General features: G+C 61.4%; 25 protein-coding genes. 9 read left to right on the top strand and 16 right to left on the bottom strand.

Annotated features, from left to right (window positions below):
* Positions 1-82 precede the first annotated feature (82 nt).
* Entirely contained in the window at positions 83-1,009 is a 927-nt protein-coding gene (locus AC3WWH_RS19230) for a LysR family transcriptional regulator (RefSeq protein WP_058322039.1), read from the bottom strand.
* Positions 1,010-1,138: 129 nt separating this feature from the next.
* Between AC3WWH_RS19230 and AC3WWH_RS19225 the strand changes: the two genes are divergently transcribed.
* From AC3WWH_RS19225 to AC3WWH_RS19200, 6 genes are all read left to right on the top strand, one after another.
* Complete coding sequence (locus tag AC3WWH_RS19225) at positions 1,139-2,044, top strand: pirin family protein (protein ID WP_492377162.1); 906 nt, start codon at positions 1,139-1,141, stop codon at positions 2,042-2,044.
* Positions 2,045-2,080: 36 nt separating this feature from the next.
* Positions 2,081-2,674 carry an NADPH-dependent F420 reductase gene (locus AC3WWH_RS19220; RefSeq protein WP_058322037.1) on the top strand — a complete coding sequence of 198 codons (594 nt, stop codon included), beginning with the start codon at positions 2,081-2,083 and terminating at the stop codon, positions 2,672-2,674.
* Between the two features lie 218 nt (positions 2,675-2,892).
* Positions 2,893-3,327 carry a DoxX family protein gene (locus AC3WWH_RS19215; RefSeq protein ID WP_058322036.1) on the top strand — a complete coding sequence of 145 codons (435 nt, stop codon included), beginning with the start codon at positions 2,893-2,895 and terminating at the stop codon, positions 3,325-3,327.
* A gap of 74 nt (positions 3,328-3,401) precedes the next feature.
* Entirely contained in the window at positions 3,402-3,878 is a 477-nt protein-coding gene (locus AC3WWH_RS19210; RefSeq protein ID WP_492377161.1) for an ester cyclase, read from the top strand.
* Between the two features lie 100 nt (positions 3,879-3,978).
* Positions 3,979-4,932, top strand: coding sequence for an alcohol dehydrogenase catalytic domain-containing protein (locus tag AC3WWH_RS19205; RefSeq protein WP_058322034.1), 954 nt, complete (start codon positions 3,979-3,981; stop codon positions 4,930-4,932).
* A 21-nt stretch (positions 4,933-4,953) separates the two neighbouring features.
* Entirely contained in the window at positions 4,954-5,208 is a 255-nt protein-coding gene (locus AC3WWH_RS19200; protein WP_058322033.1) for a hypothetical protein, read from the top strand.
* A gap of 13 nt (positions 5,209-5,221) precedes the next feature.
* Here the strand turns inward: AC3WWH_RS19200 and AC3WWH_RS19195 are convergent, their stop codons facing one another.
* The 7 genes from AC3WWH_RS19195 to AC3WWH_RS19165 form a co-directional block, all read right to left on the bottom strand.
* Positions 5,222-5,767: a flavin reductase family protein gene (locus AC3WWH_RS19195; protein ID WP_058322032.1), complete on the bottom strand. Its 546-nt coding sequence runs from the start codon at positions 5,765-5,767 to the stop codon at positions 5,222-5,224.
* Positions 5,768-5,841: 74 nt separating this feature from the next.
* Positions 5,842-6,591 (bottom strand): SDR family oxidoreductase, encoded by a 750-nt coding sequence (locus tag AC3WWH_RS19190; RefSeq protein WP_058322031.1) that lies wholly within the window; start codon positions 6,589-6,591, stop codon positions 5,842-5,844.
* A gap of 149 nt (positions 6,592-6,740) precedes the next feature.
* A complete protein-coding gene (locus AC3WWH_RS19185) occupies positions 6,741-7,670 on the bottom strand; it encodes a helix-turn-helix domain-containing protein (RefSeq protein WP_058322030.1) in 930 nt (309 codons plus the stop codon).
* 96 nt (positions 7,671-7,766) lie between these two features.
* Positions 7,767-8,132, bottom strand: coding sequence for an Atu4866 domain-containing protein (locus tag AC3WWH_RS19180; RefSeq protein ID WP_197417306.1), 366 nt, complete (start codon positions 8,130-8,132; stop codon positions 7,767-7,769).
* Between the two features lie 12 nt (positions 8,133-8,144).
* Positions 8,145-8,876, bottom strand: coding sequence for an SDR family oxidoreductase (locus AC3WWH_RS19175; protein ID WP_058322029.1), 732 nt, complete (start codon positions 8,874-8,876; stop codon positions 8,145-8,147).
* Positions 8,877-8,932: 56 nt separating this feature from the next.
* Positions 8,933-9,226, bottom strand: coding sequence for a DUF1330 domain-containing protein (locus AC3WWH_RS19170; protein WP_058322028.1), 294 nt, complete (start codon positions 9,224-9,226; stop codon positions 8,933-8,935).
* 127 nt (positions 9,227-9,353) lie between these two features.
* The gene (locus tag AC3WWH_RS19165) at positions 9,354-9,602 is read right to left on the bottom strand and encodes a hypothetical protein (protein WP_058322027.1); all 249 of its coding nucleotides are present in this window, start codon (positions 9,600-9,602) and stop codon (positions 9,354-9,356) included.
* Positions 9,603-9,737: 135 nt separating this feature from the next.
* On the opposite strand from AC3WWH_RS19165, the gene AC3WWH_RS19160 reads away from it, so the two are divergent.
* Positions 9,738-10,667, top strand: a complete 930-nt coding sequence (locus tag AC3WWH_RS19160; protein WP_113398462.1) for a LysR family transcriptional regulator — start codon at positions 9,738-9,740, stop codon at positions 10,665-10,667.
* A gap of 116 nt (positions 10,668-10,783) precedes the next feature.
* Here the strand turns inward: AC3WWH_RS19160 and AC3WWH_RS19155 are convergent, their stop codons facing one another.
* The 3 genes from AC3WWH_RS19155 to AC3WWH_RS19145 all read right to left on the bottom strand — a co-directional run bounded on the left by AC3WWH_RS19155 (position 10,784) and on the right by AC3WWH_RS19145 (position 11,644).
* Positions 10,784-10,948, bottom strand: a complete 165-nt coding sequence (locus AC3WWH_RS19155; protein WP_280938325.1) for an SDR family oxidoreductase — start codon at positions 10,946-10,948, stop codon at positions 10,784-10,786.
* An 8-nt stretch (positions 10,949-10,956) separates the two neighbouring features.
* Complete coding sequence (locus AC3WWH_RS19150) at positions 10,957-11,364, bottom strand: SDR family oxidoreductase (protein WP_280938324.1); 408 nt, start codon at positions 11,362-11,364, stop codon at positions 10,957-10,959.
* Between the two features lie 136 nt (positions 11,365-11,500).
* Entirely contained in the window at positions 11,501-11,644 is a 144-nt protein-coding gene (locus tag AC3WWH_RS19145) for an AraC family transcriptional regulator N-terminal domain-containing protein (RefSeq protein WP_492377160.1), read from the bottom strand.
* Positions 11,645-12,197: 553 nt separating this feature from the next.
* Between AC3WWH_RS19145 and AC3WWH_RS19140 the strand changes: the two genes are divergently transcribed.
* A complete protein-coding gene (locus tag AC3WWH_RS19140; RefSeq protein WP_058322025.1) occupies positions 12,198-14,096 on the top strand; it encodes a potassium transporter Kup in 1,899 nt (632 codons plus the stop codon).
* Positions 14,097-14,149: 53 nt separating this feature from the next.
* Positions 14,150-15,115 (top strand): magnesium and cobalt transport protein CorA, encoded by a 966-nt coding sequence (locus AC3WWH_RS19135; protein WP_058322024.1) that lies wholly within the window; start codon positions 14,150-14,152, stop codon positions 15,113-15,115.
* Here the strand turns inward: AC3WWH_RS19135 and AC3WWH_RS19130 are convergent.
* The 5 genes from AC3WWH_RS19130 to AC3WWH_RS19110 all read right to left on the bottom strand — a co-directional run bounded on the left by AC3WWH_RS19130 (position 15,112) and on the right by AC3WWH_RS19110 (position 20,468).
* Positions 15,112-15,588, bottom strand: a complete 477-nt coding sequence (locus AC3WWH_RS19130) for a thioredoxin domain-containing protein (RefSeq protein WP_058322023.1) — start codon at positions 15,586-15,588, stop codon at positions 15,112-15,114. The genes AC3WWH_RS19135 and AC3WWH_RS19130 overlap by 4 nt on opposite strands.
* 43 nt (positions 15,589-15,631) lie before the next feature.
* Complete coding sequence (locus AC3WWH_RS19125) at positions 15,632-16,663, bottom strand: LLM class flavin-dependent oxidoreductase (protein ID WP_058322022.1); 1,032 nt, start codon at positions 16,661-16,663, stop codon at positions 15,632-15,634.
* An 11-nt stretch (positions 16,664-16,674) separates the two neighbouring features.
* A complete protein-coding gene (locus AC3WWH_RS19120) occupies positions 16,675-17,607 on the bottom strand; it encodes an ABC transporter substrate-binding protein (RefSeq protein WP_058322021.1) in 933 nt (310 codons plus the stop codon).
* A gap of 68 nt (positions 17,608-17,675) precedes the next feature.
* Positions 17,676-18,620, bottom strand: a complete 945-nt coding sequence (locus AC3WWH_RS19115; protein WP_113398460.1) for an ABC transporter substrate-binding protein — start codon at positions 18,618-18,620, stop codon at positions 17,676-17,678.
* Between the two features lie 72 nt (positions 18,621-18,692).
* Positions 18,693-20,468 (bottom strand): amino acid ABC transporter permease/ATP-binding protein, encoded by a 1,776-nt coding sequence (locus AC3WWH_RS19110; RefSeq protein ID WP_113398459.1) that lies wholly within the window; start codon positions 20,466-20,468, stop codon positions 18,693-18,695.
* Between the last annotated feature and the right edge of the window lie 24 nt (positions 20,469-20,492).

The raw sequence follows: 20,492 nt of genomic DNA, 5'->3' as shown, positions 1-20,492 counted from the left end.
TCGCTTCTCGTCGACCGATGCCCTGACCGCCCGGTTGACTGCCAGGCTCAGCTCTGCGTGAAGAACGCTCGAAGTGCGACGTCTACCAACGGTTGGAATAGACCATGTCGTCGCCTTCGGCTTGGCCTTCGAAATGCGATATCAGGAAGCGGCCGGCGGGACCGGGAGGGACATCCGTGCGGTGGACCGCCTGGAGCCGATAGGGACCGCCCTTGCAGTCCGGTAGGTCGAGATGAACCAGGCGGCCGGTTCGAATGTCTTCTCTGACCATCGGCTCGGGCATATTTCCCCAACCCATCCCCTCTTTCAAGAGCATATGCTTGGAGCCGAGATCGGCCAGGCGCCAGGTTCTGGCGCCGACAACGCCCAGCTCAAACCCTTCTGTCAATTTCGAACGATCGGTGAGAACGAGCTGGACGTGCTCGCGCCCGGCGCCCGGAAGGTTCCTGCCCGCCTTTGCCAAAGGATGGGATGGTGCTGCCACGGGAATAAGCTGGACGAAGCCGGCGCCGATCCGCTCAATGCCATCAATCTCGATATCGAGCGGCCCGCTGACGCCGATCACCGCCTTGCGATCCAGCACCATCTGCGCAACCGCGCCCAACGCTTCCACATAGAGATGGAGCGTGACAGACGGAAACTCTTCGCTGAACGCCCTCAATGCATCGGTAACGCGTGCAGCGGGCAGCATGACGTCCAGCGCCACATGAATCTCGGGCTCAACGCCCTCGAGCATTGCCCTTACCTTCGCCCGCAGACCGCTGACGCCGTTCGACACGATCCTCGCCTCGGCGAGTACCGTGCGTCCTTCAGTCGTCAGCTGCGGCTTCTTCGTCGTGTCGCGATCGAACAGGGAAATTCCGAGCTGTGCCTCAAGGTTCGCGATCGAGTAGCTGATGACCGATGTGGCTCTGCCCAGCTTGCGCGCGGCCCCCGCGAAACTGCCGACATCCACCACCGTGAGAAATACCTTGAGTTGATCAAGGGTCGGCATGCCCGGATTCTGCATATCTATTTCCTCGAACGTTTGCCTTCATTTTATGTCAGTTTTTTCCACAAGCGACCAGCGGTAGTTTCGAGCTCGACAGCAACGTCCCCCTCGCCTCCCGGCTGAGACTGGATCGTTGAAGGAGCGAAAATGACTTATGCCTCGAATACACGAATAGAACAGATCATCCTCCCGGCGACGCGCGACCTTGGCGGGTTCTCGGTCAAGCGTGCGCTTCCGTCACCGCTGCGACGCACGGTTGGTCCCTTCATATTTCTGGACAGCTTCGGACCCGTGACGTTCGGTCCCGGCGCCGGGATCGACTCGCGACCGCACCCGCATATCGGACTGTCGACGATCAGCTATCTGATCAACGGAGAAATCATCCATCGCGACAGCGAGAACAATGTCCAGAAGATAAGGCCGGGTGAAGTCAACGTGATGACCGCAGGTAGGGGGATTGTCCATTCCGAGCGCAGCAGCGACACGCTACGCCAGACAGGAGGACGTCTGTTCGGCTTCCAAAGCTGGGTGGCGCTGCCGACCACGCACGAGGAAACGGACCCTGGCTTCCAGCATATTACGACGGATGCGCTGCCGCGCATCGAGGGGGAAGGCGTCGACATGCGCCTGATCGCAGGCTCGCTTCATGGCGAGCGCGCGCCGGCAAGAATGTTCTCCGACATGTTCAATGCCGACGTGGCCCTTGCGGCCGGCGCGCGCTTCCGTCTCGACGGCGAGCACATCGAGCGGGCCGTCTTCGTCATCAGTGGAACGATCGAAGTCACCGGACAGCAAGAGCGGTTCATACAGGATCAACTGGTTGTCTTCAAACCCGGCTCCGAAATCGTCTTCAAGGCGATTGGCCCAGCGCGGCTCATGGTGCTGGGCGGCGAACCGCTCGCCGAGAAACGGCACATTTTCTGGAACTTCGTGTCGAGCCGCCGCGACCGCATCGAGCAGGCGGCCCTCGACTGGCAGAACCGCTCATTCCCCGGGGTGCCGGGAGAAACGGAGTTTACGCCGTTGCCCGACGGGCCCAGAAACATCACCTAACCCCATCCCAAACAAGGAAAATGAAAGAAATCGGAAATGACCTACGCAATCATCGGATCCGGTGCCATCGGCTCGGCGCTCATCGCACATTTCGCGTCAAAGGGCATACCTGTCAAAGTGGCCAACAGCCGAGGACCCGCATCGCTTGCCGCCGCCAAGAAGTCCGGCGACACGACAATCCCCGTCGAGATCGACGAAGCCGTGGCGCAGGATATCGTCATCCTCGCCCTGCCGTTCACGGCGGTGCCCGACCTGGCAAAGGTTCGCAAGGACTGGACGAGGACGATCGTCATCGACGCCACCAATGCGATCACCTTCCCCGAATTCCGCCCCGCCGACCTTGGCGGCAGGCTTTCGAGCGAGATCGTCGCGGAGACGCTTCCAGGCGCAAAAGTGGTCAAGGCCTTCAATACGCTTCCGGCCGCCTTGCTCGCAGCCGACCCCGCCGAGGCGTCGGGACGCCGGGTCGTGTTGTTGTCCGGCGACGATAAAGACGCCAATGCCAGCGTCGCAGGTCTTATTGAGAAACTAGGCTTTGCAGCGCTCGATCTCGGTGGCCTCAAGGCCGCCGCGCCCATGCAACAGTTCGGCGGTCGGCTGGTGGCGGTCAATCTGATCAAGAAGGGCTGACGGAGCCCTTTCACGGCCCGCCCATACTCGGCGTCAACGCCCTCATCGCGCGAGCGATGGGGGGGCGCATGGGAATCCGTGGCTGGAACGCAGCCCAGAACGTTCGAAATTATAGATCGTTATCGTCTATTTTATTCGGCTTTTGCGATGAGTTCGATCGCGGCATAGTTGTTTCCACAGAGCGGCCATGATGGCTGCCGATTTCAAAGGAAACCAGCATGTCGCATATCGCAACCGTTCGTCAGACCGAAGACCTGACGTCCTCCGCCACCGTTCAGGCCGTTCTGCCGGTCATCGGCCGCATCCTCATCAGCCTGATCTTTCTGCTGTCGGGCTTCAGCAAGCTCACCGCCCCGGCGATGACGATCGGCTATATCGAATCCGTCGGCCTGCCGTTCCCGACGCTGGCCTATGGCGCAGCACTCGCCGTGGAATTCATCGGCGGCGCCGCCCTTGTCCTCGGCTACCAGACGCGCCTCGTCGCAGCGAGTCTTGCCGTGTTCTCCGTCGCCACAGCAGTCAGCTTCCACAACGATCTCGCAGACCTGAACCAGTTCGTTCACTTCTTCAAGAACATCGCCATGGCCGGCGGGCTCCTGCATGTCATCGTTTTCGGCGGTGGCAAGTTTAGCATCGATGGCTGGCGCCGCTAGGCGGAAGGACCGCGCCGGCTTTCGAGCCGGCGCTCCTGTGTCAGCTTCCACTGCAAGCAAGAAAGGCAGACCCCATGCGCGTCCTGAAGATCCTTCCGTTGGTTGCTTCGCTGCTTGCCGGCGGCTGGGCAATGGCAGCACCTCAGAACGAGGAAACGGCAATCGCGGTCAAATGGTACGAAGCCTTCGACAAGAACAAGCCGGAGATCCTTGAAGCCATTCTCGCCGACGCTTGGCGCGACATTCCCGATGCGCCCGACGCCCCTCGTGGTGCGCAATCCGCAAAGGCCGTCCTAAAGATGCTACACACCGCCTTCCCGGACTTTCAGATCACGGTCGAGGACATCATCTCCGACGGAAACAAGGTCGTCGTCCGATCGACCATCTCGGGTACCCACAAGGGATCATTTGCCGGGCTCCCGGCATCCGGGCGGAAACTGCTCATCCAGGCCGTCGATATTCACCTTGTCGAAGACGGCAGGATCCAAAAGACCTGGCACACTGAGGATTGGATGTCCGGTCTCACCCAGCTCGGTGCATTGAAGTGCTGACGCTGTAAGCCGAAATACCAGCAAACGCATTTTTGCGATCTCACTCACCCCGAAGTCCGATCAACAGGTCGGCAGGCCCCGCCTGCCCATGGAGAAAGCCATGACCTACGTCGTCAAATACAGTCAGTGGGGCGGTCCATCCGTCCTGCGCGTCGAACAGGAAAGTGCCCGCGCACCCGGCGCCGGCGAAGTGCTGATCAGGCATGAAGCGATCGGCGTGAACTTCGTCGACACCATGTTCCGGGACGGCACGTTCAAGGTCGGTCTGCCCGCGGTGGCCGGCGTGGAGGGCGCCGGCATAGTCGAAACGGTCGGTCCGGGCGTCACCCGCTTTGCCCCCGGCGACCGTGTCGCCTATTTCTTCGCCCCCGGCAGCTACGCCGCAGAGCGCGTTGTCAGCCAGGACGTGCTCGTGAACCTGCCCGACGACATCTCGGCCGAAACAGCAGCGTCCATCCTCACCAAGGGCCTGACCGCCTGGATGGCCATCAACGCCATGGCGAAGCCCGGCGAAGGCGACCGCGTGCTCGTTCAGGGCGCGACCGGCGGCGTCGGAAACCTGCTTGCCCGCTGGCTGCGGACGCGCGGGATCACGGTGATCGGAACCGGGTCGCAACGTAAGCTCGCCGGTCTGGAGCAGGCGGTCGACCACGCATTTGCATATGAGACCGTCGCGCTCGACGAGCACATCCGCACCGTCGCCCCCAATGGCGTTGATATCGTCTATGAACTGGTCGGCGCAACGACCTTCGCCACAACGCTCGGCGTGATCCGCGATGGCGGAACGATTGCTGTGATCGGCGCGGCATCGGGTGGCGCCGCCATCAATGAGACGGGCCTCAGCCGCCGCGGCATCCGCCTGGCGCGTGGCAGCACCGGCCAGTATGTGACGAAGGACAACCTTCAGGCCGCCGCAGACGAAGTGTTCGATGCCTGGCGGAACGGGGTGTTCGGCACGGTCAGCGCCCGGAAGTATCCTCTGTCGGAAGCGCAGCGCGCGCATGCCGACATTCTCGAACGCCGCAGCGACGGCCCCATGGTGCTCGTCCCCTGATCGGCTTCGAAGGAAACCGTCATGTCCGGTTGTGACAAACTTCATCCCGCTTTCCGGGATATTGCGGCGGCCGACGACGCCCGCCGCAGGCGCCCCCGCCCGTCGCTGGTCGAAGCTCTCGCCGCAGCGGTCGTCCTGCTGCTCGTGTTTGCGGTCAACTTCGATCGATGGACGGGCGATGCCAGTACCGGAGCGCCCTCGGCGCTAGCCGCTTTCGACGAGACCGGGCCGGAACTCGACCAATGCCGAGGGGCTTTCCTGCCCGGCGACTGCTAAGACGGCGATGGCGTCACCTCGGAAGGTGACGCCATTTCACCATATGCTCGCTGAGATCGAGCACATCGCCATCGGCCGCAAAAACACCGTCGCCGCGATGATGCAGGGTCCGCCGCTCCTTGCGGTCCGTGTCGATCCACAGCCGTTCGGCCTCCAGGATGAAGAGGTTATGGGCCTCGGCGGTATCGAGCACCCTGCATTCGATGTTGGCAACGCACTCGCCGATCAGTGGCGCCGCGACGCTGCGTGCCGGCTGCGGCGTCAGGCCGAAACGCTCGAACTTGTCGACAGTGTCGCCCGAGCAATTGCCGATATCGACGACCGCCCTTGCAAGATCGAGGGTCGGGACGGCGATGACGCATTCGCCGGTCGCTCTCAGCGCGCTGTAGCTATGATTCCAGGGGCCGATGACGCAGCCGATCAAGGGCGGCGCATGCTGGATCATCATGTGGAAGCCCATCGTCATGATGTTAGGCGTTCCTTCGTAGCTGGTGGTCACCAGCACGATCGGACCCGGTTCGAGCTGACGAAAGGCCCCGGAGGCCGGTACTTCCTTCATGGGAAACTCCTTGTCCACAGGCCTCCCCGTTCCTGACGGGAAGGCCGGTCTCTCGCGATGTTGGTGATGGGTGCTTACCAGCCCTGTTCGACCGGCAGGACGAAGAGCTCGGCCACGTTGACGTGGGCCGGCGCCCGCGCCGCGAACAGGATGGTCTCGGCAATGTCGGTGCCTTGCAGGAAGGTCATCTGCTTGGCGAGATCATTCATCTGCTGGCGGTAGCCCGGATCCGTGATCTGATCATAAAGTTCGGTCGCTACCGCGCCGGGTTGAATGCAAGTGACGCGGATGTTGTGCTTCTGGCCGACCTCCATGCGCAGGCCGTCGGAGAAGGCGGTCACGGCATGCTTCGTGGCGCAATAGACCGACAGTCCCTTGAAGACCTTGCGGCCGGCGATCGAGGAGGTGTTGAAGATATGGCCGGAATGCTGCTTGATCATCTGCGGCAGCACGGCCGCCGTCGTGTTCAAGAGGCCCTTCACGTTGACGTCGACCATGCGAAGCCATTCGGCGGTCTTAAACTGGTCGATGTCGGAAAGCGGCATCAGGCCGGCATTGTTGAAGAGAATGTCGATCGCACCATAGGTACCGATTAGCTTCTTCACACCGGCTTCGACGGAAGCCGGATCGGCCACGTCCATCTCGATGACCAGGGCTTCACCACCCTTCTCAGTGATTTCGGCCTTCAGCTCTTCCAGACGATCGGTGCGCCGTGCCGCGATGCCAACCTTTACGCCAGCTCCGGCAAGCGCAAGCGCCGTTGCTGCGCCAATGCCGCTCGAAGCACCGGTGACCAGTGCGACTTTGCCGTTGATATTCGTCATGATGATATCTCCTTGTTGCTTGCAGACCCGCTCCGGAAGCGGAGACGTGTTTGCTTCGACAAGGAGAACCCTATGAAATCCGGGATTTTTCCTCTCCCGGTGGCTTGCCGAGGCTATCGGGATTTTGCTCCATTCTGTGCCGAATGAGCCTAGCCCCTGCGATAGTCGCTCGGCGTAAGCCCCGTTTCACGGCGGAAAATCTGGGCGAAGTGGCTGGGACTGGAATAGCCGACCATGAGGCCGATCTCGATGATGCTGGTGTCGGTTTCCTGCAGCAACTGCTGGGCCTTGGCCACCCGCTGCCGGATGAAATAATGCGAGGGAGGAAGACCCGTCGCCTTCTTGAACAGCCGGCTGAAATGGAATTCGCTGATGCCGACCTCCTGTGCCAGGCGGCCGAGATCGAACGGCTCCTCGAGATGTTTCTCCATGAAGGCGATCGCTCTCCTGAGCTTTGCGCCGGGCAAGGCGTTCTGCGCACGCATCTCGGTATTGGCGACCGCATAGTGGCGCACGAGATGGACGGCAAGGCTTTGCGCCAACCCTTCGACATAAAGCGGGCTGCCGCCGCCATCCGCTGGCAGTTCCTCGTTAAGGAGACTGAGGATATGCGAGAGCGTCGCGTCGCGGCCGCCGGAGACGTCCTTCAGCGTCACGTTTCCGCCGTCCTTGCCGAACATCGCCTCGACCACCCGCTCGAACAGCGGCACGGAAACGTAAAGGTGCATGACGCGGAAGGGCTGGTCGCCCTCGGCCTGCCAGCGCATTTCATAGGGCACCGGCGAACAGGTCAGGAAAAAATCGCCGACCTCGACGCGGTTTGCCATCCATTCTCCGCCGAGATCCCGCTCCTCGACAACGGCACTGCCAGACATGATCCAGACGATAAGAGGCTCGGCGACGGCGGGCACCAGGAAGGGATGTTGAGCGCTGTGGCGCGATAGCACCTGCACGAAGACATCTCTCCACGCCGGTCCGTCGCCGCTGACCAGCGTGTTTCCGCTGATGTAACTTTCGAGACCGACCGGGGAGGTTCGCTCAGGGATGGGCAGACACGCGGTTGGTTCATCCAAAGCCATGATCGTCCCCTTCCCCCTGGATCGCTCAAGCAAATGTGGCGCCGGGATCAAGGATATCCGGCGCCAGGGAAAAGGGAAGAACGAAGACTTCGCCGCTTAGTCCGGTTTCTTTCCGTCGCGATAGAGGATCATGCCGGCATGGTGCAGCACTCCGTCGATGAAGTCGCCATCGGCGGTAAATCCGGTATCGTCCCAGTAGTCGATGTGATTGCCGCGGACTTCGTATCGTCCCTGATAGGCGCTTTCCCGTCGGCCGCGCGCCTCGTCATAGCGGCCGTTCGGCAACAGGTTGTGACGAATGCGGCCATCCGCGGTGATCCACATACCGACATAGGGATGCGTCTGGTCTGGTGGAGTTGTGTTCCGGATCATTTTCATCTGGGAATATCCTTCCTGGGCGGAGGCCATGCAGAACAGCATCGCGGCAAGGCCCGCGCCTGCAAGTCCAGATCGGTTCGACATCCCGTCTTCCGATCACATGCTTGCAGTGGGCCGGATGACGATTTCGCTGGTATCGACATCCGCGGGTTGGCCGATCACATGCACGATCGCGTCAGCGATGGCCTCCGGCTTCAGGGCTATCTGGCGATAGGCGACCATCGCTTCGGCGGCAGTCGGATCAGTGATGCTATCGGCGAGTTCGGATTCCACGACGCCCGGATAGACGCAGGTCACGCGGATCCGATCGTTCTCCTGCCGCAACCCGTCGGAAATGGCCCGCACGGCATATTTGGTGGCGCAGTAGACGGCGGCCGTCGGCGATACCGAAAGGCCTCCGACGGACGAGACGTTGATCACCTGCCCGGCGCCCTGCCGGTTCATGGCGGGCAGCACGGAGGCGATGCCGTAAAGCACGCCCTTGATGTTGACGTCGACCATCCGGTCCCATTCATCCACTTTCAGCGAAGCCATCGGTGAAAGCGGCATGACGCCGGCATTGTTGACGATCACGTCGATGCGCCCAAAGGCATCGAGCGCGGTATCGGCGAAGGCCTGGACATCCGCGCGGGATGTGACGTCGAGGCTCCGGTAGAGTGCCTTGCCGCCTGTGGCGGTGATCTCGGCGGCCAGGGTTTCGAGGCGGTCGATGCGTCTTGCCCCAAGCACGACCACGGCGCCGGCCTTGGCAAGGGCGCGCGCCGTCGCTTCGCCGATGCCACTGCTGGCGCCGGTGACGAGAACGATCTTGTTTGTGATGTTGCTCATAGGAATGTCCTTTCTTGAGGTGTGATGGTCATGTTGCGGCTTCGCACCAACGATCGTCACGCCGGCTCGAAGCCGCGTAGGGCGATGACACGCGAGCCCGCCGCAGACTGTCTTTGTCTTGCGAGAGGCGCATAGGCCGGCGACGCGAAAAGATCGCGGATCGCCTGCATGTCGGGGAATTCGATGATCAGCATGTTGCTCGCCTCCCAGCCTTCGAGCTGGAGCGGGGCATCATCAAGGGCAATGAGCCGGCCGCCGGCTTCGGCGACGAGCGGCAGGGCCTTGGAACGGTAATCCGCAATCGCATCAGAGTCTTGAATGTCGAGATCGACAACGAGGTAGGCTGACATGGATGGCTCCTGTTTGCTGCGGCCCCATCCAATCCGGATGGGTCGACTGAACCTAGGCCCATCACCGGCAGAACTCTCTTGCCGGCTTGCGCGAGCCGTCGGGATCTTGCGCAAGGCGCTTCTCTGACTATGCCGCAGGCGCCTGTCTGGCATCGAACAGCGACATGCGCTCCTGCGCGATCAGCAGAGCTTTTTCGTCCAGCGGAGAACCGGCATGGCGAATGACGTTGAAAAGCGCTTCGACGATTTCTTCCCGGGAAGCCCCAAGGGGCGCTTTGTGGCCATCCTGCGGGCAAGCGGCATCCTGAGCGGCAACCTGGCCGGCGAGTGCGCCGACGATTGCCCTGGTGGCAAACATGATTTTCAAAGAGGTCATCGTACTTCCTTTCATCGCGGGTGCCGTTTCTCTCCCCACTCGCCGTCTGCACCGTGGGATGAAGGAAGATTAGATGCGGTTGATTGTCGTCGGAATTCCCTTATAACTAATCAGATTGGTTAGCATGGCGCGACAATGAATCTGGATCTGAACCTGCTGCCGCTTTTCCTCGCGGTGGCCGAGGAGGCGAATTTCGTGGCAGCCGCCGCCCGCCTCGGCGTCACGCGCTCGGCCGTCAGCCAGGGCATCCGGCGGCTGGAAGACGGCTGCGGGATAGCGCTCGTCACCCGCACCACGCGCAGCGTCCGGCTCACCGAAGCGGGTGAGCGCCTGCGCGACACGCTTTCTCGTCCCATGGCCGAAGTCCTGTCTGCGCTCGAAGATGTCGGCGGCAACGCCAACCCCCACGGTGTGCTTCGCATCGCGGTGACCTCGATTGCCGAAGATTTTCTCTCCGGGCCGCTTGTCGCCTCCTTTGCCGAGGCCTACCCCAATATCATCGTCGACGTGACGGTGACGGACGATACGTTCGATATCGTCGCCGGCGGCTTCGATGCAGGGGTGCGGCTGGGGGATGTCATCGAGCAGGATATGGTGGCCGTTCCACTGTCGGGCGAACAAAAGGAAGTCGTCGTGGCGAGCCCCGCCTATTTCGAAGCCCACGGGTTTCCGACACATCCGAGGGACCTGATCCATCATCGCTGCATCGGATGGCGTCCGTCACCGGACACGGCTCCCTACCGGTGGGAATTCGCCCATGAAGGGGAAGCCTTCGACGTTTCGGTCGAACCCCAGATCACCACGAATGACCTGCGCGTTATGATACGGACGGCGCTGGCCGGCGGCGGCATTACATTCGCGCTGGAGGAGACCTTTCGCCCCTATCTCGAACGAGGCGAGTTGGTTTCAATCCTGGAAGACTATCTGCCGCCCTTTCCGGGTTTTTTTCTCTATTTCCCCAGCCGGCACAATATGGCGCCCAAGTTGCGCGCCCTGGTCGACCACGTTCAACGTTTCAGACGCGAACGCCTCAGGACCAAAACAAGTGCGACGCCCTTGGCGTGAGCCATTCGGTTTCCAGCAAGATCGGCAAGGACCCGTGACACCATGCCAAATGGCTGGCCGCAAGCCGGCGAAGCCGAAGGGCCGCTGCCCGAACTTTCGGGCAGCGGCAACTTTCCTTACTTGATCTGAACGCTGTAGCCACCGTCAGCCATGACGATGGAACCGACAATGAAGCTCGCGCGGTCGGAGGCAAGGAACGCCACGATTTCCGAAGGCTGAGCAGCGCGGCCGATCGGCGCGCCCTTGCCGTGCTCGGTCAAAAAGCCGGGGCCGTCTTCCATGAAGCTGTTCAATAGGCGGGTGACGACGTCACCGGTACCGATCGCGTCACGCGAATGCCGTGTTCGGCAAGCTCCAGTGCCATGGTCCGGGTCAATTGCGCCAACGCCCTCTTTGAGGAGGTGTCGGCGGCAATGGTCGGGAAAGCGAAATAGGACGCGTAGGACGCGATGTTGACGATCGCTCCGCTCTTCTGCTTGATCCTCAGATTTGCGGCTTCGCGAGAATGAAGGAACAAACGGGTCACGTTCGTTTCCATCACGTAATCCCAATCCCCTCGGGTCATTCCGACGACGGGCTTATAAACGATGCGGGCGGCATTGTTCACCAAAAGATCAAGCTTTCCGAAGTTTTCGATGGCGAGTGCAGCCGCTTTCTCGGAGCTGCCGTCCTTGGAAATGTCGGCGACGAATGGCACGATGCCGTCTGTTCTGAGGGCATCGACCTGGGGTCAATATCCTCGGCGATGACTTTCGCACCGCGGGAGTAGCAGTTCGACGGTGGCCTTGCCGATTCCGCTGGCGGCGCCCGTAACGATTCCCAACCTGAATTGTTCAACCAGGACGATAGGAAGCGACCCGATCTCCGAGGCAGATATGCTTTGCGCCCTGCGCCACAAGGGCGAACATCGGTCCGGTAATTTCACCGGCCGGCAGCGTCGGCATGCAGCTGCTCACGAGCACAACACTTGGAAGCATCCGACGGGCATCTCCGCCGTCAGCATGCCGGGCGATCAACCGTTGCATCTCGAGAGAAAGAGCGCTGTCCACGTGCCACGACGGCACGCCCCGACCATAATCTCGTGGCCGTCGTTGGCAGGATTGTGCATGGAACTGGCAGTTTCAGCGCCTTGCCTCGACCGCGCAGCCAATCCCCCTCATGGCCAACTCGCAGGTTCCGTGGGGCGTCGAGGCGCTTCAGGGCGAAGTCAGAAACCCCGCAGCCCTTGCAGGCACCGGGATCGTACGCCTGTTCGATTACCAGATACATTATGCGATGCTCAAAGCACAAAACGAGAACTTCCCCAGATCAAAGCCGCACAGAATCGATGCTGGGACCACGCCCCCCGTTCCATACGGCGAGTAGCGAGGCGCTCGTCAGTGAGGAATTCGTCCTCCCAAGGCGCAAATTCCCGCGCACGAGACGGATCTGAGGCGTATCAGGCGGGAAACTCGCAAATCCGTATTTGCCTCACCTTTCGCAATGCACCATATACTGGGACCGTTCTAGCGGTTCGATCCAGGAGACCTCATGCCCACCTCGCATAGCGAAGCTTTCGAGCCTCAAACGGAGACGCGAAACTTCCTTGTTCTCCTGCTTGGATGCGTTGGTGTCGTCTATGGCGACATCGGAACCAGTCCGCTTTACGCATTTCGCGAAGCACTCCGCCCTTTCTCGAACGACGGTGTACAGGGGGAAGAAGTCATCGGCCTTATTTCCCTTATGGTCTGGACGCTGACGATCATCGTCACGTTCAAGTACGTGCTCTTCCTGCTGCGCGCCGACAATGACGGGGAAGGCGGAACTCTATCGCTTCTCGCGCTTCTGATGAAAAAGACAGGCAGCTTCATGCCGGTGTTGTTTTTTGCAGGGTTGGTTGGGGCGGCACTGTTCATCGGCGATGCCATGATCACCCCTGCCCTGTCGGTCATGTCGGCTCTTGAAGGCATGAAGCTCGTCACGCCCGCCCTTTCTGACTACGTGCTACCACTGTCCGCGGCCGTGATGGTCGCGCTCTTCGCCGTCCAGTCAAAGGGCACTCAAGCGGTCGCAAAGTTCTTCGGGCCGATTACGGTGGTCTGGTTCCTCGCGATGGCCTGGGGCGGTCTCATCCACATCGGCGACGACTGGACGATCCTGCAGGCTCTCAACCCGATCAATGCCCTCTGGTTCGTCACCCATGCGGGCTGGGCAGGCCTGGTCGTACTCGGTGCCGTCTTCCTGACGGTCACGGGAGCGGAAGCCCTTTATGCGGACCTCGGCCACTTCGGGCGCAAGCCGATCAGCACCGCGTGGTTTGCGCTTGTGTTCCCAGCATTGGCGGTGAACTACCTCGGACAGGGTGCGCTCGTGCTCGGCCACCCTGACGCGGCGCACAATCCCTTCTTCCTGCTCTATCCGGACTGGGCTCTGCTGCCGATGGTCATCCTCGCCACCATGGCGACAATCATTGCCAGCCAGGCGGTCATCACGGGGGCGTTCTCGCTCGCACGGCAGGCGGTTCATTTGGGCTTCCTCCCTCGGCTGCTGATCAAGTTCACCTCCGAGACCAACACCGGCCAGATTTATGTGCCTGCCGTAAACGTGCTCCTGTTTGTTGGCGTCATCGTGCTCATCTTCTCGTTCGGCGACTCGGAGTCCCTTGCCACCGCCTACGGGATCTCGGTGACCGGCGCCATGGTCGTGACAACAGTGATGGCTTTCCAGTTCCTCCGTTCCGTCTGGGGCTACTCGACGCTTCTCGCGGGACTGATGCTTGCACCATTGCTTGTTATCGAGACCGTCTTTTTGCTCGCCAATTTGCTCAAGATCCATGATGGCGGCTGGGTGCCTGTAGCGCTGGCATTGACGATCATGGTCGTGATGTGGACCTGGACGCGCGGATCGCAAATGCTCCGCGAAAAGACCGCGCGCAACGACATCCCTCTTGAAACGTTTATCCGCTCGATCGAAAAATCCACCCATGCGCCCCAGACCGTTCGCGGGACGGCCGTCTTTCTGACCAGCGTGGGCGACAAGACGCCCGCCGTCCTCCTCCACAACATCAAGCACAATCACGTCCTTCACGAACAAAACGTCATCCTGACCATCCGGACGTCCGAGCACCCGTATGTGGCAGAGGAAGACCGCGTATCGCTGACCGAACTTTCGGACAGGTTTGCAAGGCTCGAACTTTGCTTTGGCTTCATGGACGAGCCAAACGTCTCGAAATCGCTGTCGCTCTGCAAGAAAGCAGGGTTCAAGTTCGAGATTATGCAGACGTCGTTCTATCTGGGGCGCAGGACCCTTATCAGTGATCCAAACTCCGGTCTGCCGGGCTGGCAGGACAAGCTCTACATCGCGCTCGCGGGGCTCGGCATTGATCCATCGTCATACTTCAAGCTGCCCGCCAATCGGGTCGTCGAGATCGGTGAGCAGGTAACGATTTAGTCGTCTCCGCTCAGACGCTGAACGCGCGACCAACGCAATTTCGGAAAGCTTAAATGACAGTCGTCGCCTCTTATCTGTATCGTTCGGGCAAGCGCGCCGAAGAAGTGCCCCTTGCTGCCCAGCCATTCGAGACGTCAGACGGCGAGTTTGCCTGGATCGGACTGACGGATCCCTCCACGGACGAGATGGCGAGCCTTCAGGCGATGTTCGGCCTTCATCCTTTGGCGGTTGAGGACGCCCTCAACGGCAATCAAGTGCCGAAGGTGGACATCTACGGAGACCAGTTGTTCGTTGTCGCCAAGACGGCCCATCTTGAGGGTGACAAGATTGCCTACGGCGAAACCTGCATCTTTGTGGGAAAGCGCCATCTCATTTCGGTTCGCCATGGTTCAGCCCGCTCCCACAAGGAACTGCGCCAGCAACTCGAGCAGTCCCCACGGCTTCTCGAACACGGTCCCGACTACGTCCTTCACGGCATCATTGACTTCGTTGTCGACGGCTACTTGCCGGTGGTCGAGACGCTCGAGGACAAAGTTTTGGAACTCGAGAAACACGTGCTCGTGTCGCTGCTGCAGCCGGAGCAAATCCGGCGCATCTTCCGCATGCGTCGCCAAGTGATCCGCTTTCAGCGAGTCCTCGGACCTATGGGGGAAGTGGCGGGAAAGCTCAGCCACCTCGAACTCCCTTGCATCGACGACAATGCGAAACCCTTCTTCAAAGATGTGTATGACCATGTGAGGCGCGTTGAGGGGTTGGTCGGCGGCCTTCGCGAGGTGATGACGTCCGTGTTCGAGGCCTCCAATCTCTTGGAGCAGCAGCGCCAGGGCACGATTACTCGGCAGCTTGCGGCCTGGGCGGCAATCCTCGCCGTGCCGACAGCTATCGCCGGCATCTACGGGATGAACTTCGAAAACATGCCCGAGCTTGCGACGCGCTACGGCTACTTTGCCGTCCTCGGCGTTATCGTCACGCTTTGCGCCATCCTGTATTGGCGTTTCAAAAGGTCTGGCTGGCTTTAGGAAGTTTGCTGGCGGTCGAGTGCCAACGCCAAGATGCTGCTGATAACGTCGATCAATGTCTCCGGTATGTCGGGGCGCCGGTCGGGATCGAACGCGAGCCCAATCACGGCGCGCTGACCGGACGCCGTTGCAACAGGCCAAAAGTCAACACGCGACTCCGGATAGACCTCGGCAAGTTGAACGGTTCCCGTCGCCGCTGACGATAGCGCCGCGTCGAACTCGGCCTCCTGTGGCGCAATGTCCCCAACGCTCTCGAAGAAAGCCACCTTATTCTCCGCGACAAGAATAACGACCGCAGGAACGTCGAAGAGCGCGGCAAGCGCCGCGGAGGTTATCGTGACTGAGGCCTTTGTATTTCTCGCCGTTACGATTTCGCCGCTATAGTCCTTGAGTGGCCGACAAAGGTGTCGAATCCGATATACGACCAGGGCGACACAATGGAGAAGAAGTAGTCGATCGTCTTTGGCACTCATATGCTCCTGCTTTGCGAGGCTTCACATCGGAGCCCCCTCGGTTCTAGGCCGCTTTCTGGCCGGCCGGCGACCACCCGAGCTCCGGAGCAATGCGAGCAACAAAGTCGTGGACGATCTGGCGGTAGTCCTCGTCCTCGAATTCGTAGGGGAGTTCGAGCCTGAGTTCGCGGACATGCGGCAGGATCGGGTCTGCAAACAACCGTTCAAGGATTTCATCCGAACTACCGACGAGGTCGCGGGCGTAAAGCGTGCGCCGATCGCCCTGCGGCGTAAGCGTTCGCTCGGTGCGTCCGGCCGCGTAGTCGAGATAGCGCTGGCGCGTTCTCGCGTCCGCACCATCCAGCGGAACAATGACCCGGCCAAGCGCGACCCGCCTCTCCGTACCGCCCGCCGCGCGATAGGTCTCGAGCTGGCGCTGCTGCGCGAGGAAGAAATCGTCGGTCCCTTCCCCGGTCGTGACATTGCCGATCAGGAGATTGAGATCATTGCGCCCTGCCCATCCGGCAGACTTCAACGAGCCGCCGCCGTACCAGATCCGGTCCGTCAGTCCCTTGGCGTGGGGCTGGAGCCGCGGGCGCTGCGGGCCGAACGGCGTCTTGATGAAGGTGTTTTCGTCGCCGATCGGGCGACTGCGCAGATTTTCGACAAAACGCAGAACCCGCGCATGGGTGAAGTCGAAATTCTCCCAGCCTTCGTCAAAGACAAGATGACCGATCAGATCGGCATGCAGCGGACGTCCGGCGCTGAGGCCGATGTTTAGACGACCGCGCGAGAGCACATCGACGGTCGAGAGATCCTCTGCCAGCCGGTACGGGCTTTCGTAGCCAATCGGGATGACGGCAGTGCCAAGCTCGATGCGGTTCGTCCTTTGCGTCGCCGCCGCGAGAAAGGCGGCGGCCGATGATATCCCGGGTTCGAGGTGTCGCTGGCGCACCCAGGCGCTGGCAAAACCGAGCGCCTCGCCATACTGCAGCAACGCCAAGGTCTTCTCCAGCCCATCCAACGGGTCGTCCGCCGGGTAGTTGCCCGGGCTCAGGAAGCCAATATGGCTGATCGATATCTTGTTCCGCGTCACGCCAAGGCTCCTTAGAATTTCGGAAGACCGGGTGGGTTGGTCTCGGATTTCGGCAAAGCCTCCTCCCGGAGGTGCCAGCGTTCCAGAACCTTGCCATAGGTGCCATCCGCAATCAGGCCGTTGGTGGCGATCGTCAGAGCGTTGGCGAGACCGCTGCCTTTGCGGGTGGTGATCGCCACGTCCGAACGCTCCGGCCAGCCGGCGCTCAGCGTACCGACACGCTTGATGTTGTTGTCTCGGGCGGCAATGAAGACGAGCTGCGCATGCGGCTGAACGATGACGTCGGCCCGCCCGGAAGCGAGCGCCACGAGGCTCGTCGCCTCGTCGTCGTAGTATTGCAGCTCCAGCGGCTTCAGACCCGCTGCGACGTTCTCGTCGCTCCATTTGAGGAGGATGCGCTCCTGGTTGGTGCCGGCGCCGACGATGATCCTAAGACCCGCCGCATCCTTCGGTTCCTTGATCGAGGTTATGCCGCTATCGGATTTGACGAAGAAGCCGTGCAGCCCCTGCCGATAGGTTGAGAAGTCGAACTTCTCTTTGCGCTGGTCGGTGACCCCGACATTGGAGATCACTGCGTCGTACTTGCCGGAGGTCAGCCCCAGCGGCCAGTCGATCCAGGCGGTGGGCACGAGCTCAAGCTCGAGCCCCAAGCTGTTGGCGATCGCACCGGCATATTCCGGATCGGCCCCAATGATCGTACGCGCGTCGGTAGCGTAGGTGGCAAGCGGCGGGCCGCCGGGGCTGACTGCGACGGTGAACTTGCCCGGTGTCACGAACTTGAAATCCGCGGGGATGGCCGCGACTGCAGTTTCGTTGCGAACGGCATGGACGCGGTCGGGCTGTTCGGGGCTGAGATCAAAGGCAGTGTCGGCCTGCGCCGAGCCGACATGAAGAAGGGCCGCCGCGGCGGCAAGAAGAGTGCGAAATCGGGTCGTGCCGTTCATGCTGCTAGTCTCCGGGTGAAATGCAGAAGCTGAACCGGCGGCGGCGCCGTCGATCCAGCGAGGCCAGATCAGGAACCGCTCTTCGGCAGGCCGGGCGGGTTGGTCTGAGCCTTGTCAACCGCCTCGGCACCCAGGCTCCAGCGCTTCAGTACCTCTCCATATTTGCCGCTCTTGATCAGATCGTTGAGCGCGACAGTGATCGCGTCGGTCAGGCCGCCGCCCTTGCGCGTGGTGACGGCGATCTCGGCCGTCAGCGGCCAGCCGCCGCTGGCGATGCCAACGACCTTGGTGTTGTTCTTGATCGACGCGGCATAGGCTCTGGTGGCATTCGGGTTGAACTCGACATCGGCGCGGCCCGACTGCAAGGCGAGATCGCTGGCGGCGCGATCGTCGTAGTATTGCACCTCGATCGGCTTCAGCCCGGCCGCGACGTTCTGCCGGTCCCATTCCAGAATGATCTTCTCCTGGTTGGTGCCGGCACCGGTGATCACTTTCAGCCCGGCGACGTCCTTCGGTTCCTTGATCTCATTGATCTTGCTGTCGGACTTGACGAAGAAGCCGAGCACGTCCTTGCGATAGGTGGAGAAATCGAACTTCTCCTTGCGCTCCTCGGTCACCGTGACGTTGCTGATGACGGCGTCGTACTTGCCGGAGCTGACGCCGAGCGGCCAATCGGCCCAAGCGACGGGCACGAGTTCAAGCTCAAGGCCGAAGCTGTCGGCAAGCAGCGAAGCGATATCCGGGTCGGCGCCGACAACGGTCTTGGAGTCCGATGCGTAAGTGGCAATCGGCGGGTCCCACGGGTTGACGGCAACGGTAAACTTGCCCGGATTGACGAACTTGAAGTCAGCAGCGATTGCCTTGACCGCGGCTTCGTTCTTCTCCGCCCGGATGCGATTGGAGGTGTCGGGGCTGAGATCGAATTTCTCCTCGGCCTGGACGGGACCCAAGCCGAGGGTCACGGCTGTGACGGCACCGGCCAGAAGCAACTTTGCAGTGTCGAACATTGTCATAGTCCTCTCCGTTTCAATCATTGGTTGTTGGTGATGGCAAAGCTTCCCATCGGGAAATAGCGGACAGCTTTTTCAGAGAACGCGCGCGAGGAATTCGCGGGTGCGCGGATGGCTTGCTGCGGCGAAGATCTGCGCCGGCGGTCCGGCCTCAAGCACGCGCCCCGCCTCCATGAATATCACGGTGTCGGCGACCTCACGGGCAAAGCCGGTTTCATGGGTGACGATGACAAGCGTCGTGCCGGTGCGGGCCAATTCCTTGATGACGTCGAGCACTTCGCCGACGAGCTCCGGATCGAGAGCCGACGTCGGCTCATCGAAGAGCAGCACCTTCGGGCGTAGCGCCAGCGCACGGGCAATCGCGACGCGCTGCTGCTGTCCGCCGGAGAGCTGACGCGGATAGGCGTTGATCTTGTCGCTCAATCCGACGCGGTCGAGCAGATCCCGAGCGAGGCGCACCGCGTCATCCCGGCTGAGACCGCGCACATGAACGGGCGCCTCAATCAGATTTTCAAGCACGGTCAGATGCGGAAAGAGATTGAAGTTCTGGAACACCATGCCGATATCGGCACGCCGTTTCAGGATGTCCTTTTCCTTTAATTCGTAGAGCGTGTCGCCCTTCTGGCTGTAGCCGACAAGCTCGTCATCGATCGCGATGAAACCATCGTCGACGCGCTCGAGATGATTGATGGCGCGCAGGAGCGTGGACTTGCCCGAACCGGACGGCCCGAGGATCGCCGTGACGCTGCCCGCCGGCAGGTTCAGCTCGACCCGGTCGAGCACCTTCAGCGGCCCGAAGCTCTTCGATATGTCGTGCACGTGCACGGTGCCGCCGGAGCGGACAACCTGCGCATCGCGAAAGCCCACCTTTGCGATTGCGGCAGCCGGGCGCGCGACCTCCGGCAGCGGCTGGCGAAAGCGCGAGATGAGTACCTGGAAAGGCAGAGGCACAGGATTGCGCACCGCACCTCTCGAATAATAGCGCTCGATGTAGTGCTGGGCGATCGAAAGGCCGGTCATGATCACCAGGTACCAAACGGTCGCGACCATCAGCAGCGGAATGACCTCAAGGTTGCGACGATAGATGACCTGCACCGTATAAAAAAGCTCCGGTAGCGCCAGCACGTAGACCATCGAGGTGCCCTTGGCGAGACCGATAATCTCATTGAAGCCGGTGGGCAGGATCGAGCGCATGGCCTGTGGCAGCACGATGCGGAACGCCTGACGCCTGCGCGGCAGGCCCAGCGCCGCGGCCGCTTCGTGCTGTCCCTGATCGACGGCGAGGATGCCGCCGCGCACGATCTCGGCGAAGAAGGCGGACTGATTGAGAGTGAGGCCGAGGAAAGCGGCGGCAAATGGCGTCAGCAGCTGGGTCGTCGGATAGTTCAGCCAGACGGTATCGGTGAACGGCACGCCGATCGCGATCGTCTCGTAGAGGTAGCCGAGATTGTTGAGCACCAGCAGCAGAACGATCAGCGGGATGGAACGCAGCAGCCAGATATAGCCGAAGGAGAGGCTGGCAAGCAGCGGCGATTTCGACACGCGGGCGAGCGCCAACGCTGTTCCGAGCAACGAGCCCGAGACGGTGGCGAGCGCCGTCAACAGCAGGGTCCGGCCGAGACCCGCGAGCACCGGCGCGGCAAAGAACCATTCGGCAAAAACCGGCCAGCCCCAACGCGGGTTGGTCAGCACCGAATAGAGCACGCCTGATATCACGAGCGCCGCAAACAGCGTGCCGAGCGCGCGGCCCGGATGGCGAGCCGGTACGATGCGGAAGTGCGCATAGCCCGGATTGGGCTCGCTGGTCCGGCTGACACCGGGCGCGCCGGCGCGATCGCTCAGAACGGCCATGTTGGATCCTCTCTTGAAAGTCGG

Source organism: Ensifer sp. EB106-03-01-XG145 (assembly GCF_058792075.1).
Note: the sequence above shows the minus strand (reverse complement) of the source record. Positions and strands in the feature narration are given on the sequence as shown.

Coding starts and splice junctions, on each gene's coding strand:
- AC3WWH_RS19115 (WP_113398460.1), bottom strand. CDS start 18,620: ATGACAATGTTCGACACTGCAAAGTTGCTTCTGGCCGGTGCCGTCACA.
- AC3WWH_RS19120 (WP_058322021.1), bottom strand. CDS start 17,607: ATGAACGGCACGACCCGATTTCGCACTCTTCTTGCCGCCGCGGCGGCC.
- AC3WWH_RS19195 (WP_058322032.1), bottom strand. CDS start 5,767: ATGAAGGAAGTACCGGCCTCCGGGGCCTTTCGTCAGCTCGAACCGGGT.
- AC3WWH_RS19130 (WP_058322023.1), bottom strand. CDS start 15,588: ATGAGTGCCAAAGACGATCGACTACTTCTTCTCCATTGTGTCGCCCTG.
- AC3WWH_RS19165 (WP_058322027.1), bottom strand. CDS start 9,602: ATGACCTCTTTGAAAATCATGTTTGCCACCAGGGCAATCGTCGGCGCA.
- AC3WWH_RS19210 (WP_492377161.1), top strand. CDS start 3,402: ATGCGCGTCCTGAAGATCCTTCCGTTGGTTGCTTCGCTGCTTGCCGGC.
- AC3WWH_RS19225 (WP_492377162.1), top strand. CDS start 1,139: ATGACTTATGCCTCGAATACACGAATAGAACAGATCATCCTCCCGGCG.
- AC3WWH_RS19205 (WP_058322034.1), top strand. CDS start 3,979: ATGACCTACGTCGTCAAATACAGTCAGTGGGGCGGTCCATCCGTCCTG.
- AC3WWH_RS19230 (WP_058322039.1), bottom strand. CDS start 1,009: ATGCAGAATCCGGGCATGCCGACCCTTGATCAACTCAAGGTATTTCTC.
- AC3WWH_RS19135 (WP_058322024.1), top strand. CDS start 14,150: ATGACAGTCGTCGCCTCTTATCTGTATCGTTCGGGCAAGCGCGCCGAA.
- AC3WWH_RS19145 (WP_492377160.1), bottom strand. CDS start 11,644: ATGCTTCCAAGTGTTGTGCTCGTGAGCAGCTGCATGCCGACGCTGCCG.
- AC3WWH_RS19200 (WP_058322033.1), top strand. CDS start 4,954: ATGTCCGGTTGTGACAAACTTCATCCCGCTTTCCGGGATATTGCGGCG.
- AC3WWH_RS19220 (WP_058322037.1), top strand. CDS start 2,081: ATGACCTACGCAATCATCGGATCCGGTGCCATCGGCTCGGCGCTCATC.
- AC3WWH_RS19215 (WP_058322036.1), top strand. CDS start 2,893: ATGTCGCATATCGCAACCGTTCGTCAGACCGAAGACCTGACGTCCTCC.
- AC3WWH_RS19160 (WP_113398462.1), top strand. CDS start 9,738: ATGAATCTGGATCTGAACCTGCTGCCGCTTTTCCTCGCGGTGGCCGAG.
- AC3WWH_RS19140 (WP_058322025.1), top strand. CDS start 12,198: ATGCCCACCTCGCATAGCGAAGCTTTCGAGCCTCAAACGGAGACGCGA.
- AC3WWH_RS19180 (WP_197417306.1), bottom strand. CDS start 8,132: ATGTCGAACCGATCTGGACTTGCAGGCGCGGGCCTTGCCGCGATGCTG.
- AC3WWH_RS19170 (WP_058322028.1), bottom strand. CDS start 9,226: ATGTCAGCCTACCTCGTTGTCGATCTCGACATTCAAGACTCTGATGCG.
- AC3WWH_RS19175 (WP_058322029.1), bottom strand. CDS start 8,876: ATGAGCAACATCACAAACAAGATCGTTCTCGTCACCGGCGCCAGCAGT.
- AC3WWH_RS19155 (WP_280938325.1), bottom strand. CDS start 10,948: ATGGAAGACGGCCCCGGCTTTTTGACCGAGCACGGCAAGGGCGCGCCG.
- AC3WWH_RS19110 (WP_113398459.1), bottom strand. CDS start 20,468: ATGGCCGTTCTGAGCGATCGCGCCGGCGCGCCCGGTGTCAGCCGGACC.
- AC3WWH_RS19185 (WP_058322030.1), bottom strand. CDS start 7,670: ATGGCTTTGGATGAACCAACCGCGTGTCTGCCCATCCCTGAGCGAACC.
- AC3WWH_RS19190 (WP_058322031.1), bottom strand. CDS start 6,591: ATGACGAATATCAACGGCAAAGTCGCACTGGTCACCGGTGCTTCGAGC.